The organism is Methylobacterium longum, assembly GCF_022179385.1.
In the GTDB taxonomy this organism is placed as follows: Bacteria; Pseudomonadota; Alphaproteobacteria; order Rhizobiales; family Beijerinckiaceae; genus Methylobacterium; species Methylobacterium longum.
This window is the reverse complement of record NZ_BPQS01000164.1, coordinates 1-670: the sequence shown is the minus strand read 5'-3', so window position 1 is coordinate 670 and position 670 is coordinate 1. Positions and strand designations below refer to the sequence as shown.

General features: G+C 75.5%; 1 pseudogene. It reads right to left on the bottom strand.

The features are described 5' to 3' along the window. A pseudogene (locus MFF58_RS31890) lies at window positions 1–670 on the bottom strand (glycosyltransferase); the annotation flags it as partial.

The window sequence follows — 670 nt, the reverse complement described above, 5'->3', positions numbered from 1 at the left end:
GGCCTGATCGATCGGCAGGGCCCGGGGCAGGCCGTCCCACGCGTGCGGCTCGGGGGCGTCCATCGGCGGGTAGGTGCCGAGATCCTCGGGCGCGGCCATCAGGCCGGCGGACCGCCCCGTGCGCACGTAGTGCAGGAACGGCGACTCCCCCGGCGCCAGCAGGTGGCCGTAGGTCTCCGTGTAGAACGCGATGGAGAACGTCCCGCTCGGGTCGCGGCCCTCGTGCTGGCCGTAGGCGACGAAGTGGGCGAGCGGCCCGCCGGGGGCGCCCGCCGCGTCGGGATTGCGCTTGGCGTAGTAGGCGGCGTCGAAGAAGGGCTCGATCGCCCGGGCCTCGTCGCGGAGCGCCGCGTCCCGCGAATCCGGCGCGCCGTAGCGCGGCTGGAAGGCGCCGGCCGAAATGTCGGTGCCGTGCAGCAGCGCCGTGGCGAGGAAGTGGACGAGGGGCGCCAGGCCGGTCTCGCGGACCCCGGGATGCGCGTCGAGATAGGCCTGCCCGTCGAAGTCGGGCCTGGGGTTGCGGCCCTTCCGCCAGCCGGTGTCGCAGTAGTCGCGCACTGCGTCGGCGGCCTCGGCGAGCCCGTAGCGCGCCCGGTAGAAGCCGTGGTCGAACTGCGCCGCCGCCAGCCGCGCCTGCAGGTCGAGCAGCGCCGCCCGGTCCACGGGCTCC